The sequence below is a fragment of the Streptomyces sp. NBC_01478 genome (genome assembly GCF_036227225.1).
GTDB lineage: Bacteria > Actinomycetota > Actinomycetes > Streptomycetales > Streptomycetaceae > Streptomyces.
In genome coordinates this window covers 1,884,863-1,903,361 of the sequence record NZ_CP109444.1, presented here as the reverse complement: position 1 = coordinate 1,903,361, position 18,499 = coordinate 1,884,863, and the positions used below count along the sequence as shown (strand labels likewise).

12 protein-coding genes and 1 pseudogene are annotated in these 18,499 nt (G+C 70.2%); 8 read left to right on the top strand and 5 right to left on the bottom strand.

Going from position 1 to position 18,499, the window contains the following annotated elements; genetic code table 11:
* Positions 1–12: 12 nt before the first annotated feature.
* A complete protein-coding gene (locus OG223_RS08600) occupies positions 13–3,030 on the bottom strand; it encodes a TIM-barrel domain-containing protein (RefSeq protein WP_443073699.1) in 3,018 nt (1,005 codons plus the stop codon).
* A gap of 1,001 nt (positions 3,031–4,031) precedes the next feature.
* Between OG223_RS08600 and OG223_RS08595 the strand changes: the two genes are divergently transcribed.
* The 3 genes from OG223_RS08595 to OG223_RS08585 all read left to right on the top strand — a co-directional run bounded on the left by OG223_RS08595 (position 4,032) and on the right by OG223_RS08585 (position 7,148).
* Entirely contained in the window at positions 4,032–5,288 is a 1,257-nt protein-coding gene (locus OG223_RS08595; protein WP_329244719.1) for an extracellular solute-binding protein, read from the top strand.
* Positions 5,289–5,313: 25 nt separating this feature from the next.
* A complete protein-coding gene (locus tag OG223_RS08590; protein WP_329244716.1) occupies positions 5,314–6,258 on the top strand; it encodes a carbohydrate ABC transporter permease in 945 nt (314 codons plus the stop codon).
* A gap of 62 nt (positions 6,259–6,320) precedes the next feature.
* Complete coding sequence (locus OG223_RS08585; RefSeq protein WP_329244713.1) at positions 6,321–7,148, top strand: carbohydrate ABC transporter permease; 828 nt, start codon at positions 6,321–6,323, stop codon at positions 7,146–7,148.
* A gap of 20 nt (positions 7,149–7,168) precedes the next feature.
* Here OG223_RS08585 and OG223_RS08580 read toward each other — a convergent pair whose 3' ends face one another.
* Entirely contained in the window at positions 7,169–7,957 is a 789-nt protein-coding gene (locus OG223_RS08580; protein WP_329244710.1) for a DeoR/GlpR family DNA-binding transcription regulator, read from the bottom strand.
* 544 nt (positions 7,958–8,501) lie between these two features.
* On the bottom strand, positions 8,502–9,317 hold the full coding sequence (locus OG223_RS08575; protein WP_329265199.1) for a nuclear transport factor 2 family protein: 816 nt from the start codon (positions 9,315–9,317) through the stop codon (positions 8,502–8,504).
* Here OG223_RS08575 and OG223_RS08570 point away from each other — a divergent pair.
* The 5 genes and pseudogenes from OG223_RS08570 to OG223_RS08550 all read left to right on the top strand — a co-directional run.
* Positions 9,317–9,607, top strand: a pseudogene (locus OG223_RS08570) (nSTAND1 domain-containing NTPase); the annotation flags it as partial. The gene OG223_RS08575 and the pseudogene OG223_RS08570 sit on opposite strands and share 1 nt — an antisense overlap.
* A gap of 438 nt (positions 9,608–10,045) precedes the next feature.
* Positions 10,046–11,986 (top strand): WD40 repeat domain-containing protein, encoded by a 1,941-nt coding sequence (locus OG223_RS08565; protein WP_329265197.1) that lies wholly within the window; start codon positions 10,046–10,048, stop codon positions 11,984–11,986.
* 141 nt (positions 11,987–12,127) lie between these two features.
* A complete protein-coding gene (locus tag OG223_RS08560) occupies positions 12,128–14,041 on the top strand; it encodes an N-acetylmuramoyl-L-alanine amidase (protein ID WP_329244707.1) in 1,914 nt (637 codons plus the stop codon).
* 86 nt (positions 14,042–14,127) lie between these two features.
* Complete coding sequence (locus OG223_RS08555) at positions 14,128–14,562, top strand: OsmC family protein (RefSeq protein ID WP_329244705.1); 435 nt, start codon at positions 14,128–14,130, stop codon at positions 14,560–14,562.
* A 106-nt stretch (positions 14,563–14,668) separates the two neighbouring features.
* Positions 14,669–16,420, top strand: coding sequence for a hypothetical protein (locus OG223_RS08550; protein ID WP_329244703.1), 1,752 nt, complete (start codon positions 14,669–14,671; stop codon positions 16,418–16,420).
* Between the two features lie 83 nt (positions 16,421–16,503).
* On the opposite strand, the gene OG223_RS08545 is transcribed toward OG223_RS08550, so the two are convergent.
* Positions 16,504–17,145: a cutinase family protein gene (locus tag OG223_RS08545; RefSeq protein WP_329244700.1), complete on the bottom strand. Its 642-nt coding sequence runs from the start codon at positions 17,143–17,145 to the stop codon at positions 16,504–16,506.
* A 94-nt stretch (positions 17,146–17,239) separates the two neighbouring features.
* Positions 17,240–18,496, bottom strand: a complete 1,257-nt coding sequence (locus tag OG223_RS08540) for a PucR family transcriptional regulator (RefSeq protein WP_329244698.1) — start codon at positions 18,494–18,496, stop codon at positions 17,240–17,242.
* Between the last annotated feature and the right edge of the window lie 3 nt (positions 18,497–18,499).

Here is an 18,499-nt window from a genome sequence, read left to right as displayed (position 1 = left end):
GGCCCTCTCAGCTCAGGAGGTGACGGAGAATCCCTTGAAGACGGCCTCGGCCGTGTCGCCCGGGTAGTTGGCGTTGACCGCGCTGGCGACCAGCCCGGCGTCCTCGGCGCCGGCCGCGGACGGGACCTGTGCGGTGCCGACCGTCGTCCAGGTCTCGCCGTCCTTGCTGGCGTACGCGGTGCAGGTGGTGCCGTCACGGACCAGCTTCAGGTGGGCCGGATGGTAGGTGGAGCCGCCGCCGGCCCAGGTGTCGAGGACTCCGTCGCCGTTGCTGTCGGTCATGAACTCCAGCCCGTAGCTCTTGGTCATGGCCAGTACCGCGTAGCCGCCCTTCGACGGATCCGTGAGGTCGTTGGCGATGGCGATGGCGGCCTTGCCCGCCGGGCTCTCGCCGGTCTGGGAGACCAACTGGGCCCGTACGGTGGACTGTTGACCGGCAGCGCCGGCCAGATAGACCGCGCCCTTCTCGTCCTTCCAGCCGGACAGGTCCTGTCCGGCCGCCCAGATGGCGAACTGGTCGCCCGCCTGTGCGTACTGGGCGTCGGTGGTCTGTGTCGTGCGGTACGGGTCCTGGACGCTGTCGGGAGTCGCCTCCACCGTCGCCCGGACGGTGTCGTCGACGGTGACGGTCTTCCCGGCGGATGTCCTGTACGTCACCGTGCCGGTGAGGTCATGGCCGGCCCATGCGGCGTCGGCGGCCGGGGTGACGGTCCAGTCGGTGGTGTACGCGGCCCCGGGCCTGAGGGAACGTGCGGTCGCCGTTGTGGTGGCCTGCGCGGTCCAGCCGTCGGGCACGGTCAGTGAGGTGCGGACGCCGCTGAGGGGGCCCGTGCCCCAGTTGGTGGCGGTGGTGGTCACCTCGAAGGGCTTACCGGAGCCGGTACTGGGGGCGTCGGGGCCGATCAGCACGGACGCGGCCGGGACGCCGTCCCGCTTCAGCGCCCGGATCGCCTTGAGGGCGCCGTTGGCGCCGAGCCTGACGAACGCGGGGGTCACCCCGAGCGGCGCCGCATAGCCCTTGAGCGTCGCCGGGCCGTGGATGACCGTGCCTTGGTTGACGTCGAACCAGTTGCCCGACGGCAGGTACACCGTACGGGTCGCGCCGGAGCCGAGCTTGGGCGCGGCCAGGACGGCCGGGCCGAGCATCCACTCGTCGTCGACCGTGTAACTCGCCTGGTCCTTCGGGAAGTCGAAGAACAGCGGGCGCATGATCGGGTCGCCGGTCTTCAGCGTCGCCTGCACCTGGTCCCAGATGTAGGGGGCCAGCCGTTCGTGCGCCTTGATCGCCGCCGCGTAGAGGTCGATGGTCTGCTGGTCGTACGTCACCTTCTGGCCGGTGGTGACGTCATTGGTCTCCACCGGCGAGGTGGAGGAGTACATCAGCGGCATCAGTGACGCCGACTGGGCCCACCGGACCAGGACGTCCTTGCTCGGTGCGGCCTGTCCGCCGGAGCCGCCGATCATGTCGGACTCGACGAAGGGGTAGCCGATGGTGGAGATCGCCAGGTTCTGGCCGACCGATGCCCGCAGCGAGTCCCAGCCGGTGCCCTTGTCGACCTGCCGGGTGACGAAGCCGGCCTGATGGGCGGTGGAGCTCCAGTGGACCCGGATGCCGGCACCCTGCAGGTCGAACTCGTCGGCCAGTTCGGTGCCGAGCTTCTGGTAGTCGGTGGCCTGGTAGCCGTCGCGCGGGGCGCATTTCTCGTCGAAGAAGCGGGTGTCGAACTTCAGGCCGTCGATGCCGTAGGTGGCCATCAGTTTCCTGAGATTTCCCTCGTACCAGGCCTTGGCGTCGGGGTTCGCGAGGTCGATGATCCCGGCGGTGCCGTTCCACCAGGTCACGTCGCACGGTTTGGTGGTGTCGGCGGCGTTCCTCAGTAGATAGCCGTGGTCGGCGGCGTACTGGTAGTTGTCGGAGTCCAGGTTGATCCACAGGGTGACCCAGATCCCGAAGTCGAACCCCATGTCGTGGATCTTCTCCGAGAGGCCCTTGGGGTCGGGGAAGGTGGTGGAGTCGAAGGTGAGATTGCCGTACCCGGACTCCCACTTGTCGTCGAGCTGGATGGTGTGTCCGTCGAGTCCCTTGTCGTGCAGTTCGGTGGCGTAGTCGAGCAGTTTCTGCTGGTCGACGTGGGTGTAGAACTGAGCCCAGGAGTTCCACAGCGGCTTCTCGTACTGCGTGTAGGTGGCGTCGCTCTGCTGGGGCTTGCCCACGATCCCGATGTAGTCGCGGTACACGTCCAGCGGCGTCGACTCGACGAAGACGGTGGCCTTGTAGGTCGCGGCCGAGTCGACGGTGAAGCGGCCGAGGCCGTCCTTGCCACCGTTGATCGACACGTTCATGGTGTCGCCGGTGTCGACGCGCAGTCCGGTCGAGGCCGAGGTGTACCAGAAGGGATCGATCATGTTGTACGAGGCGGGTCCGAAGTCGCTGTGCTGCACCTCTCCGCTGTCCAGCGGCCAGGGCTGGTCGACGCCCGGTCCGCCCTGGGGGGTCTCGGCCTCGCCGTGTCCGTACCAGTGGCCGGCCGAGGCCAGGTCGTAGGCGAGTCCGAGGCTGGTCGGGCTGCCGCCCTCGACGTCCCAGTCCAGCTGGTAGCGGTCGGCTTGCGGGGTGATGCGGGCCTCGACCGTGGCCCCGGCGAGGGTGGTGTCGGCGGTGAGGGTGAGGACGCCGTTGTGCCACGTCCAGCCGGTGATGCCGGTGGCATGCTGCCACGCACCGTCGGACGTGGTGAAGCGCAGTGCGCCGGTGTCTCCGGAGGCGGCGGCGAGGACGGTTCTGCCCGCGCGACGTGTGGTCAGGGAGAGTTCGTCGGTGGCCACGTCGAGGGTGTAGCCGGGGGCGCCCGCGGAGGCCGGGACGGACACGGTGACAGCTTTCGCGCTGTGGGTCACCTTCGGCCCGGCGGCGGAGGCGCCGGACAGGGACGACGCGTGGGCCGCCGGGCCGGTGACGGGGGCCAGGAAAGCGGCGGTCAGGGCGGCGACAAGGAGGAAGCCGCTGGGTCTGCTCGGTCGGACGTGCACTCGGGTCCTCCTGTCGGACAGGACTCTGGCTCGATGAACGGCGATACGTGGTGCTGGGCGCGGTCTGCGCGGTGTCGCTTCGGTGCGGTCACGAGGATGCGCGGTGCCTGAGAGATGTTTGATATTGCTTGGAGATGCAAGATTCAGCGCAATTTCGCTCATGCTCTTGCACGGTGCGCTGCCTGTCAATATGCGGTGCGGGAGGCCCAGTTGGGGCGAGGAGAGGCTCCAGGGGCCGCCTGCGTGCCTGGTGGCGGACGGCCACGGGGCCTGTGAGACACCCTCGCGAGCCCCGGGATCGCCCGAATCGAACGGTAAAATCTGTGTGAACGGGCGTCGGGCCGGGGCGGTGGAACGGGCCGGACGGTGTGGGTTGTCCGGGTCCGCGCCGCGTGCACCACGACGAGATCCGCGACCGGGGTGCGGCTGAGGGCGGGGCCATCCACTGCACACCGGGTCCCCGAACTTCGACGCGAACGCCTCCGTCCAGTGGCCTGCCGACTCGCGCCTCCTGAGCGCCGCCTCCGGGGCGATCCTGCACGCCTGCACCCGTCCGGGGATCGTGAACTGCCAGGCTGCGAGCACCTCTTGGGCGGCGGGCTCCGCACCGTGGACCGCTCCTGCGCCTGCGGATGTCCCGGGGCCTCGCCCCATGGGAGCCGCGGGAGCGCCGGTTCGGTGGTGGTGGAGCAGGTCTGGGCGGCCGGGGTCTCGTCGGGGAAGTCGATGACGAGCGCTGGGTCCGCCGGTCCCGCCGCAGGGGTCCGCGGATCCGCGGTCGGCCGCGGTCGCCGAAGCCCGTCCCCGCGGTCGGCCGAGTGGTTCCAGCGCCTCCGTGGTGGTCGCCCGCCCTGGGTGCACGGCTTGACCGATGCGTGATCCGGCGGCCCTTGACAGCATGCGCGATTCATTGAGCATGATGACGTTAGTTGATTGAAAACGCCGACAATCGCGCAGAAACAAGCATGGCAGTGCAAGCACTGCATGCGGAGAGGTACACCGTGAAACGGCACCTCATGGGCGTCGCCGGGGCTCTGACCCTGGCTCTGGCCCTCACCGGCTGCGGCAAGGGCAGCGCCTCCGACAGCAGCGGCTCCGACGGCAAGACGATCCGCTTCGTCGCGGCGAAGTACGACGACGACACCCAGGCCTACTGGAAGGCGCTCATCAAGGACTTCGAGGCCGCAAACCCCGGCTACCACGTGAACCTCGAAGTGGTCGACTGGGAACAGATGGACTCCAAGGTCAAGACGTACGTCCAGACCAAGCAGGAGCCCGACCTCCTCAACTACAACAAGTTCTCCGACTTCGCCCGCGACGACCTGGTCTACAAGGCGCAGGACGTCGTCTCCCCGGGGGTGCTCGCCGACTTCCTGCCGCTGTTCAAGGAGAAGGCCGAGTACAAGGGCACGCAGTACGGTCTGCCGTTCATCTCCAGCGCGCGGCTGTTCTTCTACAACAAGGAGATCTTCGCCAAAGCGAAGATCTCCCAGCCGCCGTCCACCTGGGCGGAGGTCGAGGCCGACGCCAAGAAGATCAAGCAGGCCGGATACATCGGACTCGGGTTACCCCTCGGGGCAGAGGAGGCCCAGGCCGAGTTCCAGATCTGGGCGATGAACAACGGCGGCGGCTGGACCGACGCCTCGGGCAAGTGGGCCGTCGATCAACAGGCCAACATCGACACGCTCACCTACCTGCGGAAGCTGACAAAGGAAGGGGTCACCCAGCCCAACCCGGAGGCCACCAACCGCAAGGACGTCTTCAACGAGTTCGCGCAGGGCAAGATCGGCATGCTCAACGGCGCGGTGTTCATGCGCAAGGGCTTCATCGACCCCGTCGACAAGAAGCTGAACTACGGCGTCGCGGCCCTGCCGAGCAAGGACGGCAGCACCCACAAGACGCTCGGCGTGCAGGACTACCTCGTCGCGTTCAAGAAGAGTGACGGGTCGAACAGGCCCGCGGTGAAGAAGTTCCTCGACTACTTCTACCAGCAGCGCAACGCGGCACAGTTCGTCTCCACCGAGGGCTTCCTGTCGGTCACCAAGTCGGCGGGCGACACGCTGAGTTCCGATCAGGACGCCGCCTACTACAAGCCGTTCGTCGACGCCCTGTCCGACGCGCAGTTCGCTCCCACCGACGACCCCGCCTGGGCCGCGGTCGACGGCGCCGTGAAGCAGCGCATCGGCACGGCGGTGGCGGACGCCGATCCGTCGAAGGTCCTGAAAAAGATCCAGCAGACCGCGCAGAAGGGCGACTGATCAGGTGACGGTCCACGACGTCACCGTGAGCGCTGCCGGGGGCCGGCAAGGTGCCCCGGCAGCGCCGGAGCCTGCCCCACGCCGCCGCCACAGGCGCGGCCTGCGTGCGCTGGAGCCACTGCTGTGGCTCGGTCCCGCGACCGTACTCATCCTCGGCATGGTCGTCTGGCCGGTGGTCGAGATGATCCGTACCTCCCTGACACGGATCAGCTCCACCGGCCTGTCCCGCGGGTTCGCGGGCGGTCGCAACTACGCCGACCTGTTCGCGGAGGACGACCTGCCGGGGGTGCTGCTGCGCACGCTGATCTGGGTCGTGGGGGTCGTGGTCGTCACGATCCTGCTCGCCCTCGCCCTCGCTCAACTCCTGAACACCCGGTTCCCCGGACAGCGGCTGGTGCGGTGGGCACTGATCGTGCCGTGGGCCGCGTCCGTCCTGATGACAGCCCTCATCTGGCGGTGGATGCTCAACGACTTCTACGGCGTGGTCAACGAGGTGCTCATGGACCTCGGCGTCCTCGACACCCCCGTCAACTGGCTGGCCCACCCCGGTCAGGCGTTCGCCGCGATGATGGGCGTGGCCGTGTTCGTCTCGCTGCCCTTCACCTCGTTCGTCCTGCTGGCGGGGGTGCAGAGCATCCCGGCCGAGGTGTACGAAGCGGCGAGGGTGGACGGCGCCGGTCCGGTCCGCACCTACCTGGGCATCACGCTGCCGCTGCTGCGGCCCTCGTTGCTGGTCGCCGCGATCATCAACGTGATCAACGTGTTCAACTCGTTCCCCATCATCTGGGCCATGACGCGAGGCGGCCCCGGCTTCGACACCGACACGACCACCACGTACCTCTACAAACTCGCCTTCGACAACCAGGCGGTGGGCGAGTCGGCCGCCATGGCCGTCGTCAACTTCGTGCTGATCCTGGCAGTTGTGCTGGTGTATCTGCGCGTGGTCCGCCGACAGGAGGACACCGCATGAGCCGGACCTCCGTCCCGGAAAGAACGCGAACCGCGGCAAGAACGAGGGCACCGAGGCGTCCGATGAGGCTGCGTACCGTGGCACTCACCGCCGTCGGATGGCTGGTGGCGCTGGCGTTTCTCGCGCCCTACGTCGAGATGCTGCTGACGGCGCTCAAGCCGACGCCGGAGCTGATGAAGTCCCCGCCGTCCTATCTGCCGTCCCGGTGGGAGTGGTCGAACTTCAAGAACGTCTGGTCGCTCACGGACCCGCCGGTCACCGACGCGCTGCTGTTCTCCCTGTACGTCGCCGCGGCGGCGACCCTGCTCACCCTGGCCGTCGGGCTGCCCGCCGCGTACTACACGGCCCGGCACCGCTTCCGCGGGCGCGGCGCGTTCCTGGTGCTGGTGCTGGTCACCCAGATGTTCGCGCCGACCGCGCTGCTGGTCGGCATCTACCGGGAGATGGTCGGCCTCGACCTGACCGACACCGCCGAGGCACTGATCCTGGTGAACGCGGCGTTCAACCTGCCGTTCTGCATCTGGATCCTCAACGCGTACTTCGCGAGCATCCCCAAGGAGCTGGAGGAAGCGGCCTATCTCGACGGTACCGGGCGGTTCGGCGCGCTGGTCCGGGTCACCCTGCCGCTCGCGATGCCCGGCGTGGTGACCGCTCTGGTGTACACGTTCATCGGCGCCTGGAACGAGTACGTGGTCGCGCTCACCATCACCTCCTCCAGCAACCGGATGACTCTGACCCGGGCCATCCCCGGCTTCGTCACCTCCTACCACGAGCAGTGGCAGTACCTCTTCGCCACCTCGCTCGTCGCGATCGTGCCGGTGGTGGTCCTGTTCGTCTTCGTGGAGCGCTACCTCGTCAGTGGTCTGACCGCCGGCGGGGTCCGGGGGTGAGCCGGCCACGACGCGTGGCGTCAGGCCCGGATGACGTCCACACCGGCCGCGGTGAACGGCTCCGTGAGCGCGTCGGTGGCGGCCTTGTCCGTCACCAGGACGTTGATGTCCTCCACGGCACAGATCCGGGCGAAGGCCCGCCGGGCGAGCTTGGAGGAGTCGGCGACCACGACGACCTGCTGGGCGCGCTGGGCGAGCGCCCGGTTGATGCTGGCCTCGCCCTCATGATGGGCGGTCGCGCCGTGGGTGACGTCGATGGCGTCCACGCCGATGAAGACATGGTCCAGCGCGATCTCCATGAGCAGTTCGGTGGCCAGCGGCCCTATGAGCTCGTACGACGCAGGGCGGGCCACCCCGCCGGTCACGACAAGCTTGACGTGCCGCCGTACGACCAACTCGTTGGCGATGTTCAGAGCGTTGGTGACAACGGTGAGCGCGGTGTCCGTGCCACCGGAACTGAGGTCGGCACGGGTGGCGAGCGCCCGGGCCACCTCGGTGGTGGTCGTGCCGCCGTTCAGTCCCACCACCTCTCCGGCCTTGACCAGGCCGGCCGCCGCGTTCGCGATGCGTTCCTTCTCGGGCGCGTTGCGCGCGGCCTTGTACCGGAGCGGGAGGTCGTAGGCGATCGCGTTGATCACCGCCCCGCCGTGGGTGCGGGTGACCATCTGCTGGCGGGCGAGTTCGTCCAGGTCGCGCCGGATGGTCGCGGCGGAGGCCCCCAATGCGGAGGCCGCCGCCTCCACTTCGATCCGGCCGTCGCGTGTCAGCATGTCCAGCAGCGCGCTCCACCTGACCTGCGGTGCCGCCATGTTCATAGCCCCCTGTAGCGATGTGCCCGATCGAAGCGCGCCGGATGCGCGCCGTGCGCGCTTCCATGAAAGCACATGGCTTCTTTGGGTAATTTATAGCTATCAAACGAGCAATTTCATGCAGCGCCATGATGTGTGGGCGGGCCGCCGGAGTCCCGATCGCCCTGTGTCCGGATCAGATGACCAGTGCGGAACGGCTGCCCGCTGGGTGGCGGCCACCACAAGCAGGACCGAACGGGAGTTGCCCTAACGGAGTTTGGCGGATACGAATCGCGATAATTCAGACAGGATGGTTCGCCTGTCGTTCCTTGGGTGAGGCCCGAGGACTGGCGACTGCGGGTGTGATGTCCGGCCGCTCCAAACGGTGTGTATCCGTGGCCGGTTGCGACACTGGAGATTCTCCCCAGGAGCGACGTCGGTCCGGATCCTGGTCGGGAGTCGACCGAGGCGAGCCGACCACTGCGGATTTGTCACTGTGTGCACATCATGCGCGGCAATCGGAAAGGTGCTGAGCAGACCCGGAGCAGCTGTTCAACGGACAGGCTCACCCCGCCGGTTCGAGCAGCGAGACGTCGGTCGCCCCCCAGTACGCGCGCATCTCGTCGATGAGGCCGTCGCCGTCCACGCCGATCACCATCACGTACTCGATGCCGATGCGGGCCCGGCCGGAGTCGGCCGGAGTCGGCAGGGTCATCAGGTTGTGGCGGGCCAGGAGGGGACCCGAGGGCAGGTAGTCCGTCGTCGCGGAGACCGTGACCGCCGCGTGGCGCCCGTCCTGCGCGGCGACCGTGATCCCGGCCGTCTCCTGGACGTGGCTGCCCACCGACATCGTGGCGTGTGCACGCAGGGTCTCCAAGCCCGTCCGGATCCAGGAGCCGACCGGATCCTCGAAGCGGATACGCGGCGAGTACAGCTTGAGCAGACCGTCCACGTCACCCTCGTTGATACGCAGGCAGTGTGCGCGGGCGAGTTCCTTGCGGTGCTCCTCGTCGGCCGTCGGGCCGCTGGACCACGATGTGTCCGTCACACCCCACATGACACGCAGTTCCTGGATGAGGCCGTCCTCGCCCACATCCAGGACGCCCATCACCCGGGTCCACGCCCCCCGTCGCGGCGGCAGGCCCGGTGCGCCCACCGTGACGGTGGCCGGCAACACGACGGAACGGCCGTCATGGGCCGCGTACGGACGGCCCGGCTCCTCGTGGAGGGATGTGCTCAGCGCCGGGGCCAGCCGGGCGCCGATGGCCGCGCGGCCGGTCACCGGCTCGCTGCCCAACGGGTCGACGAGCCGCGCCTCGTCCGCGAACAGATCGAGCACGCTGTCCAGTTGGCCGGTGTTGACGCGTCGGCAGTACTCCAGGGGTCTCGCACGCGATGGTGGAGACCTGGCGCCGCCGCAGCGGCAACCGCCTGACCCTGGACGGGTACTTGGCGGCCGGCGGCATCCAGCACGCGCTCGCGCGGACCGCCGAGACCGCCTACCGGGCGCTGTCGCCGGTACGGCAGGACCTCGCCAGATCGCTGTTCCTGCGGCTGACCGCACTCGGCGACGGCACCGAGGACACCAGACGCCGTATCACCGCGGACGAGCTGGACCCGGGCCCGGACACCGCGTTCGTGCTCGAATCCCTCGCCCGGCAACGGCTGCTCCTGCACCGGCAGCTCACCGACGCGACCGCCGACTGGGAGGCCCACGGCCGCGACCCGCACGCGGTGTGGCGCGGGGCCCGCCTGTCCGCCGCGCTGGACCTGGCCGCCGTGGACGGGAAGCGGCTGACGTCCAGGGAACGGAGCTTCCTCGACGCGAGCAGCGACGCGCAGGCCGGCGAGCTGGCGGCGGTCAGACGGCGGACGGTCCGTCTGCGTCAACTGGCCACGCTGCTCACGGTGTTGGTGATCACCGCGGTCACCACCGGCGTGCTGGTCGTCGCCTCGCGCGACTCGGCCGTACGGCAGCGCAACGTGGCCGTCGCGCGCAAGGTCGCCACCGACGCGGCCGAGCTGCGGCAGCAGAACCCGGCGCTGGCCGCGCAGTTGAACCTGGCCGCCTTCCGGCTGGCCCCCACGGCCGACGTCCGTGCTCAGCTCATGAACACCTTCGCGACGCCGTACACGAGCCGCCTCACCGGCCACACCGCCGACGTCGTCTCGACCGCCTTCGCTCCCCGGAACTCGGTGGTGGCCACCGCGAGTTGGGACCGCACGGTCCGGCTGTGGGACGTACGGAACGCCCACCGTCCCGTCCGGCTCGCGGTCCTGAGCCAGCCCTGGCGGATGCTGTCGGTCTCCTTCGGGCGGGGCGGTCGTGTCCTGGCGACGGCGAGCGAACGGTCGGTGCGGCTGTGGGACGTGACGGACCCGCGGGCGCCCGCCGCGCTGAGCTCCCTGCCGGAGTCGGCCGCCGGGCCGCTGTGGCTGGTGTTCCGGCCCGGCGGCGACACGATCGCCGTCGGTCACACCGACGGCGTGACCCGGCTCTGGAACGTACGGGACCCCCGGCATCCCCGATGGCTGGCCACCCTCCCCGGCCACACCGGCGCGGTCACCTCGGCCGCGTTCAGCCCGGACGGGCACACGCTGGCGACCACCGGAGACACCACCGCCAGGCTGTGGGACGTCACCGACCCCGCCGAGCCGCGCCGACTCGACGTGCTGCGCGGACACACCGACATCGTGACCTCGGTGGCGTTCAGTCCGGACGGCCGGAGCCTGGCGACCGGCAGTTGGGACCACACCGCACGGATCTGGCACCTCGGCGACGGCGGCTCCCAGGCCCGACCACCGACCGTCCTGCCCGGTCACACCGCGATCGTCTGGTCGGTGGCGTTCGGCCCCGACGGCCGCACCCTCGTCTCGGTCGGCGGGTCCACCCTGTTCTGGGACCTCACCGAACCGGACCGTCCCCGGCGCGTCGGCGCGGTTCCCGGCGGGGCCTACCAGGCCGTGTTCAGCCCGGACGGCCGCGTGCTCGCCAACGCCGACCGGCTGCTGGACCTGTCGCTCGCGACCCACGACGACGTCGTCACGTCCGTCGCGTTCGCCCCCGGCGGCCGGCTGCTCGCCAGCGCCAGTTGGGACGGCACCGCACGCCTGTGGCAGGTCACCGGCGGCCGGGCCCTGTGGCCGCTGGCGGTCCTGCGCGGACACACCAGGTTCGTCCGGTCCGTGGCCTTCAGCCCGGACGGCCGCACCCTCGTCACCGCGAGCGAGGACACCACCGTCCGCGTCTGGGACGTGACCGACCCACGAAGACCACGGCTCAGGTCGGTCCTTCCCTGCGACGCCGGCGAGGTCGCCGGGGCCGGGTTCGCCCCCGGCGGTCGGCTGCTCGTCGTATGGGCGCAGCACGGAGCCGGACTGTGGGACCTCTCCGACCCCGGGCGTCCCCGGCCGCTGAGCCGGATCGCCGAGGGCGGACCCGATGTCACGATGGCGTCGTTCCGGCCCGACGGCCGCACGCTGGTGACGAGCACGGGCAACGTCGGCACCCTGCGGTTCTGGGACATCGGCGATCCGCGCAGCCCGCGCGAACTCCCTTCCCCCTTGCGGTCGTTGCCGCTGACCGACGGCGTGTTCAGCCCCGACGACCGGCGCCTGGCCGCGGTCCACCGGCCGGACCGGGCAGTCTGGCTGATCGACCTCGGCGACCTCGGCAGCCCGCCGAAGGTGACACGGCTACGGCCGTCCGGCTCCTGGCTCTACGCCCTGGCCTTCTCCCCGGACGGCCGCCGACTGGCCGCCGGCGCGGCCGACGGCAAGGCCCTGCTGTGGGACGTACGCGATACGACCACGACTGCTCCCGCCGTCCTCACCGGCCACGCGAACCCGGTACCGGCCGTGGCGTTCGGCCCGCAGGGCGACACCCTGGCCACCGGCGGCAACGACTTCACGATCCGGCTGTGGGACACCGGCCTCGACCGGGTCGCCGCCCGCGTCTGCGACAGCGCGTACCCGAGGATCACCAGAGCCGAATGGGCACGGTACTTCGCGGCGACGGACTTCGACCCGCCCTGCCGCGCCCGCGGCTGACGCCCAGGTAAGGCGCCGACTCGCCTGTCAGGTAAGGGAGTTGCCAAGTCCGGTAGGCGATGCTGGAAGCTTCCGCAGAGTGGTTCCGGCAGGCGTCGCGCCGCACGTCTGCCGCAGGGCACCAGACACAGGGGAAGATCCTTGCAGCAATCCTCACGTAGAAGATCACCCCGGAAGGCGCTGGCCGCGATCCTGGCCGGCGGCACCGTGGCCGCGGGCTGTTTCGCCGTTCTGCCGTCCACGGCACAGGCCGCCCAGACCCCTGCCGCCGACCGGCAGTCCGCCTTCACCGACGCGGCCGAGGAGTTCGGCGTACCGCTGCCCGTGCTGCTGGCGGTGTCGTACCAGGAGTCGCGGTGGGACGACCACGACGGGCAGTACAACACCTCGGGCGGCTACGGCCCGATGAACCTCACGGACGTCACCGCCACGATGGTCTCCGGAGGTTCGGCGGGTGCCGCCGGCCGCGGCGACCTCACCGCGCTGACCTCGGCCCCGGCCCTGCACACCCTCGACACGGCGGCCGAACTCACCGGCACCCAGGCGGCGCGACTGCGCACCGACGACCGCGAGAACATCCGGGCCGGTGCCGCCCTGCTCGCCTCGTACGAGCGGGAGTTGACGGGGAAGAGCTCCGCCGACCCGGCCGACTGGTACGGAGCGGTGGCCAGGTACAGCCAGTCGTCGGACCGGAAGGCCGCACAGCTCTTCGCCGACCGCGTCTTCCGGACCGTGTCCTCGGGCGCCGCACGGACCACCCTCGACGGACAGCACGTCCACCTCGCGGCGGAGCGATCGGTCCACCCCGAGACGGGGCAGTTGTCCGAACTGAAGCTGAAAGCAGCCGTGTCGGCCACCGACACCGAGTGCCCGCCCACGGTCGACTGCACCTTCCTCGCCGCGGCCGCCACCAACGGGCAGGTGGCGGGCCGGCCGGACGACGGAGTGCAGATCAAGTACATCGTCCTGCACGACACCGAGTCGTCCTACGACGCCGCGATCAAGACCTTCCAGACGGTGGGGTCCGGTGACTCGGCGCACTACGTCATGCGGGCCTCGGACGCGGCCGTCACGCAGATGACCCACACCAAGGACATCGCGTTCCACGCCGGCAACTACTGGTTCAACATGCACTCGATCGGCATCGAGCACGAGGGCCACGCCGCGCACGGCGCCACCTGGTACTCGCAGGCGCAGTATCAGGCGACGGCCGATCTGGTGACGTACCTCGCCGCGAAGTACGACATCCCGCTCGACCGCGAACACATCATCGGCCACGACAACGTGCCCGGCCCACAGGACAGTTACGTGCCGGGCATGCACTGGGACCCCGGTCCGTACTGGGACTGGACCGCGTTCATGGACATGGTCGCCCCGGCGGAGGGACCGAGCGCGCAGAGCGCCGCGCGCCACGTCCCGACGGTGGGCTCGGCGATCACCGTCAGCCCGAGGTTCGCGACCAACGAGCAGACCGTCCAGATCTGCCCGGCCGACGACCCCACCGGCGCCACCACCGCGTGCACCGACAGCACCGAGCCCGCCAACTTCCTTCCCGTGCGCACCGCCCCGAGCGCCGACGCGCCCCTGTTCGCCGACCCGGCCGTCCACCCCGGCGCGAGCGCGGGCACCGACTCGATCCACGACTGGGGCAGCACCGTCCAGGCGGGCCAGCAGTTCGTGGTGGCCGACGTCGACGGCGACTGGACGGCCATCTGGTTCAGCGGCGCGAAGGTGTGGTTCTACAACCCCCACGGCGTCAACACCTGTCCCGCGCCGGACGCCACGGTCCTCCACTCCGGCGACCAGCCCGCGACCCTCTACGGCTCCGGCTACCCGCAGGCGTCGGAGTACCCCTCGGGCCTGTCCCCGTCCACACAGAAACCCCTGACCGTCTACGCCTTCCCGGCGGGCCAGGCCTACGTCGCCACCCAACCACCGGTCAGCGCCGACGACTTCTTCGTCTCGGGCGACAGGTATGTCACGGGGGCGGCCAAGTACTACACCATTCAGTACAACCACCGGGTTGTCTTGGTCGACGCTTCGCAGGTGTCCTGACGGGTTCGGTGCGGGCAGCGCGGACACGCCCTGCCCGCACCGGCCGACAGCGCGATCCGGTGGCGCTCTCTGGAAAGATCCCCACCATGACCGACAACCCCCTGCGCCAAGTCACCGTCGACCGCACCGCCCCCGGCCGCTTCACCGCGGCCAACGCCCGCGGCGGCACGATCGACTTCGGTACCGCCGCCGGCGGCGCCACCGAGTTCACCCCGGTCGAGCTGCTGCTCGCCGCGATCGGGGGCTGTACCGCGGCCGACGTGGATGTGGCGACCACTCGGCACGCGGAACCGGACGGGTTCACCGTCACCGTGACCGGCAACAAGGTCAGCGACGATCTGGGCAATCGGATGACCGACCTGGCGGTCACCTTCGCCGTGACCTTCCCGGAGGGGGAGGCCGGGGACCGGGCCCGCGCGATCCTGCCCCGCGCCGTCACCGTCTCCCACGACCGGCTGTGCACGGTCAGCCGTACGGTCGAGACCGGCACGCCCGTCACCGTGACGATCAAGGACGCCTGATCTCACCGGCCCGTTCTCTGCGGGCCGGTGACAAGGGGCTCGCCGGGCGCTGCGTTCTTGTGAGCACCGGCTGAACCCGGGGTCCCGGCCGTCCTACGGTCCGGCCATGAACACGAGTCGCAGCAAAGGAAGTTCGTGGCGCGGAGCCACGAGGACCGGACGTACATGGCGCGGTGCCGCGCTCGCGGCGCTGTTGACCGCGGGCGCGCTCACCGTGGCCGCCCCGCAGGCACAGGGCGAGAGCGCGCGCACCGAGACCCCGGTCGCGTCGACACATCCCGCCGACGGTGTGGCCGAGTCGGTGGTGCGGGTGAAAGTGCCGTTACCGCAGTCGTTCGGCGCCCGTCCGGGGGCGTGCGACTGGCTGTCGTATCTGCGCTACCGCGCCGCCGACGGGCCGAGCGCGTCGGCCGACGCCGACCGGATCCTCGTGGCCCAGCCCGGCATCCTGGAGGGGGCCGGCGCGTTCGACAGCGTCGCCCGCGACACGGTCGCCCAAGCCGCCGCGCAGGGACGGCACATCGAGTTCTGGGCCCTGGACCGGCGCTCCAACTGCCTTGAGGATCCCACCGGTGTCGCCTCCGGCGACCAGCACACGGCCGTCGACTACTACTACCGGGGCAAGGCCGTCGGCGGCCGGACCTTCGCCGGGTACGTCGGCAACGACCAGCTCGGCTGGATGGCGAAGCTCGGCATCGAACAGACCGTGCGCGACGAATACGACCTGCTCGTCGCCGAGTTGCCCGACCAGGGGCTGCGCAAGCGCAAGGTGCTGTGCGGCGGACACTCGCTCGGCGGCGTGATCACCGGGTACTTCGCGGCGGCCGACTTCGACGGCAACCCCGCCACCACGGCGGACGCCGGACAGAACCAGTGCGCCGGCTACTTCGCCCTCGACACGACCATCTCCACCTCGCTCGCGGACCTGAGCGGCAGCATCCCCGACGACACCAACCTGCCTGACATCGGGCTCGGTTACGGCGTCGTACAGGCCGGGCTCGACAGCGGGCTCCTCTCGCGCTCGCTGTCCGCGCCCGTGCTGCTCAACCCCGAGACCATGACCCTGCTCGCGATCGCGGGACTCGGCGCCGTCCGCGCCCCCGACGGCGAGGCGGACCTGCCCGCCTATCTCCCCTCCAACGTCAACATCGAGGCCACGAACCGCTTCCTGTTCTCCAAGGACACCGCCACCTTCCTCACCGGCTCACCCGCGGTGAAGGACTTCCGGCTCACCAACGACGCCGTCCTCGGCTCGCTCATGGACGACAACTCCGTCCCCCTCGCGTTCCTGCAGAGCAGCGTCGGCCTCTTCGACGGCGGCCCGCTCACCGACAAGAACTTCCCCGCCGCCAACGGGAGTTCGGACCAGTCGCAGCTCTTCGGCGTCGAGTACAAGGCCATCCCGGCCCAGCCGCACGGCCCGCTCTACACCTGGCGGAACTACGACCGGGTCGGCGCCGCCGACGACCCCGGCTACCGGTCCGCGGACGGGACTCCCTTCACCGGCGCGTCCAAGGAAGTCACCGACATCCACGAACTGGCCCGCAGCATGGGGGAGCAGCCGCTGGACTTCACCGAGCAGTACTTCCCGACGAAGCTGGTCACCGACATCGAGCTGGCCACCTCGCCCCAGGTGAAGCAACTCCTCGTGCACCCGGGCGGGTTGACCGCCAACCCGACGCTCACCGTGCTCGCGGGCGACGGACTGCTGGCCGGCCACATCCCGGCCGACCTGCACCCCGTGATCGCCCCCGGCTACCAGCACCTGGACGTCCTGACGGCGGCGCCCGTCCAGAACAACGGCCGGCCCGAGATCGTCTCCAGCAGCCTCGCCGCGTTCGCCCTGTCGCCCAAGTAGCCCTCCCCGCGCACCAGTAGGGCCCGGGAGGGTCAACTCCCGGGCCCTACCGTCTTGTTCGCGCCCTGCCGCGTTGCTACGGCTCAGATCCTGCCCGCGGCGAACGTCGCCGCCGCGCCCGCGTCGGAGGTGTAGCCGAGGTGGGCGAGGACGTCGGTTCCGCCGTTCTGGCAGATGGGGTCACCGTTGGCACAGAAGTCGATGGTGCGGCTCTGGTAGGTGCCGGTGACGCTCTTGCCGAGGGCCCGGATCGGGTTGCCGAACAGCAGCACCGCGGCGACCTTCGGCTCGACCGCCGCGGGGATGGTCGCCACGATCGGGCTGCCGACCACCGCGCCGTCGCTGCTGATTCCGAGGGAGTTGTCGACGACGTTCGCGCCCTGCGAATAGCCGACGAGAATGAAACGCTGATTCGGGCAGGCCGCCGCCTGCGCGTTGACGTGATTCACCACATCGAGGTTTCCCGTCGCGGCGGACGTGAGGGAAAGGTCGGCCGGATAGTTCACCGCATAGCTGGAGAGAGTCTTTCCGGTGATTTTCTGCTGGAGCGCGGAGAACACCGGGTCGCCGACGATCAGGCCGAGTGTGCCCGGCTCGAAGGTGCCACGGGCTGCCACGACATCGAGATCCGAACAGGTGGCGGCCGACGCGGCGGGTGCGGAGAGGGTGGCGAGCCCGGCCCCGCCGGCCAGCGAGAGCGCGGCGAGGCATAAGCGAATACGCATGGGAATCCTTTGAGGGTGGGGCGCTTGCGGCGCCTGTGGAAAGGACTGTCCCGAAGGTATTCGCGTTCCCGTGACCGGTGTTATGGACGGGAATTCAGAAACCGTCTCTGTTTTTGTCGGGTCGTGAGTCGTGCTCACCGTCCCGTAATTCCGCCGAACGCAGCGCGAGGATCAGATCAAGGCGGGTTCCCGGGTCGTGCAGGGACGCGCCGAAGAGCTTCTCCAGTTGGCGCAGGCGATAGCGGACCGTCTGCGGGTGGATGTGGAGCCGGGCGGCGACATCGGGGACGTTGCTGCCGCTGAGCAGCCAGGCCAGCAAGGTCTCGGCCAGCCGCGGGCGTTGGCCCTCGGAAGCGGCGTCCAGCGGTGCGAGGGCCCGTAACTCCAGTTGGGCCAGCAGCGGTTCGTCGCTGTGCAGCAGCAGCGTCGAGAGATGGTCGGCGCACAGCACCACGCCCTGCCGGGGCAGCACCCCGCGGCCCATCAGCCCCAACGCCCGCGTCGCCCAGTGCAAGGACCGCGCGGCCTCGACGACCGGCACCGTAGGACCGATCGCCGCCGGACGGCCGCCCAGGCCGAGGACGAACGACCGCCCGCCGAACCGGCCGTAGCCCTCCGGGTCCGGCACCAGCACCCGCGGCGGCCGGGACTCCATGTCCGCCAGCGCGCCCGGCATCGCCGGCGGCCGGTCCTCCGCACGTGGGTCCGCGGGGCCCGCCAGCGCGATCACGGCAACCCGCGACGGCACCCGCCAGCGCGCGCCGTGCGCCAGGTCCTGCAGCGCCTCCGGCGCCAACGGCCCCTCGCCCAGCAGCAGTTCGAGCAGTCTTCGGCGCCGCCGCTCCACCTCGCCCGCGCTGCGGGACTGCGCCTGCGCGTACCCGGCGGCGGCCGCCTCCGCGACCTCGTGCACGGTCCGGAACGCCAGCTCGCCCAGCGCGGCCACCACCGCCGAATCCAGGCCGAGTTCCTCCGCCGTACGGCCCATCAGCCGCCAGGCGTGCATCCCGCCCACGCGGATCGCCGACTGGAGCGCCTCCAGGCTGCGGCCCTCCAGGGCCTCGCCGCGCCCGAGTTCCTCGTAGTACGCCGCCGCCATCGCGGCGTTCTGGCCGTGCGGGTCCGCGATGTGGTCGACGAACAGCGTGAGCGCCTGCACCACCCCGGACCTGAGGTTTTCGCGGTAGGTCCCGTCGGCCGGCCGCGCGTACTCGGGCACCTGGCTGCGCACCACCTCCTCCACCTCGCTGGAGACGGCGGCGAGTTGGGCGCGCAGCAGCTCGGCCAGGTCGGGGGGAACCAGCGCCGTTCCGGGCTCGGTGGGTACTCCGCGCGGGGTGGGGACAGCCACGAC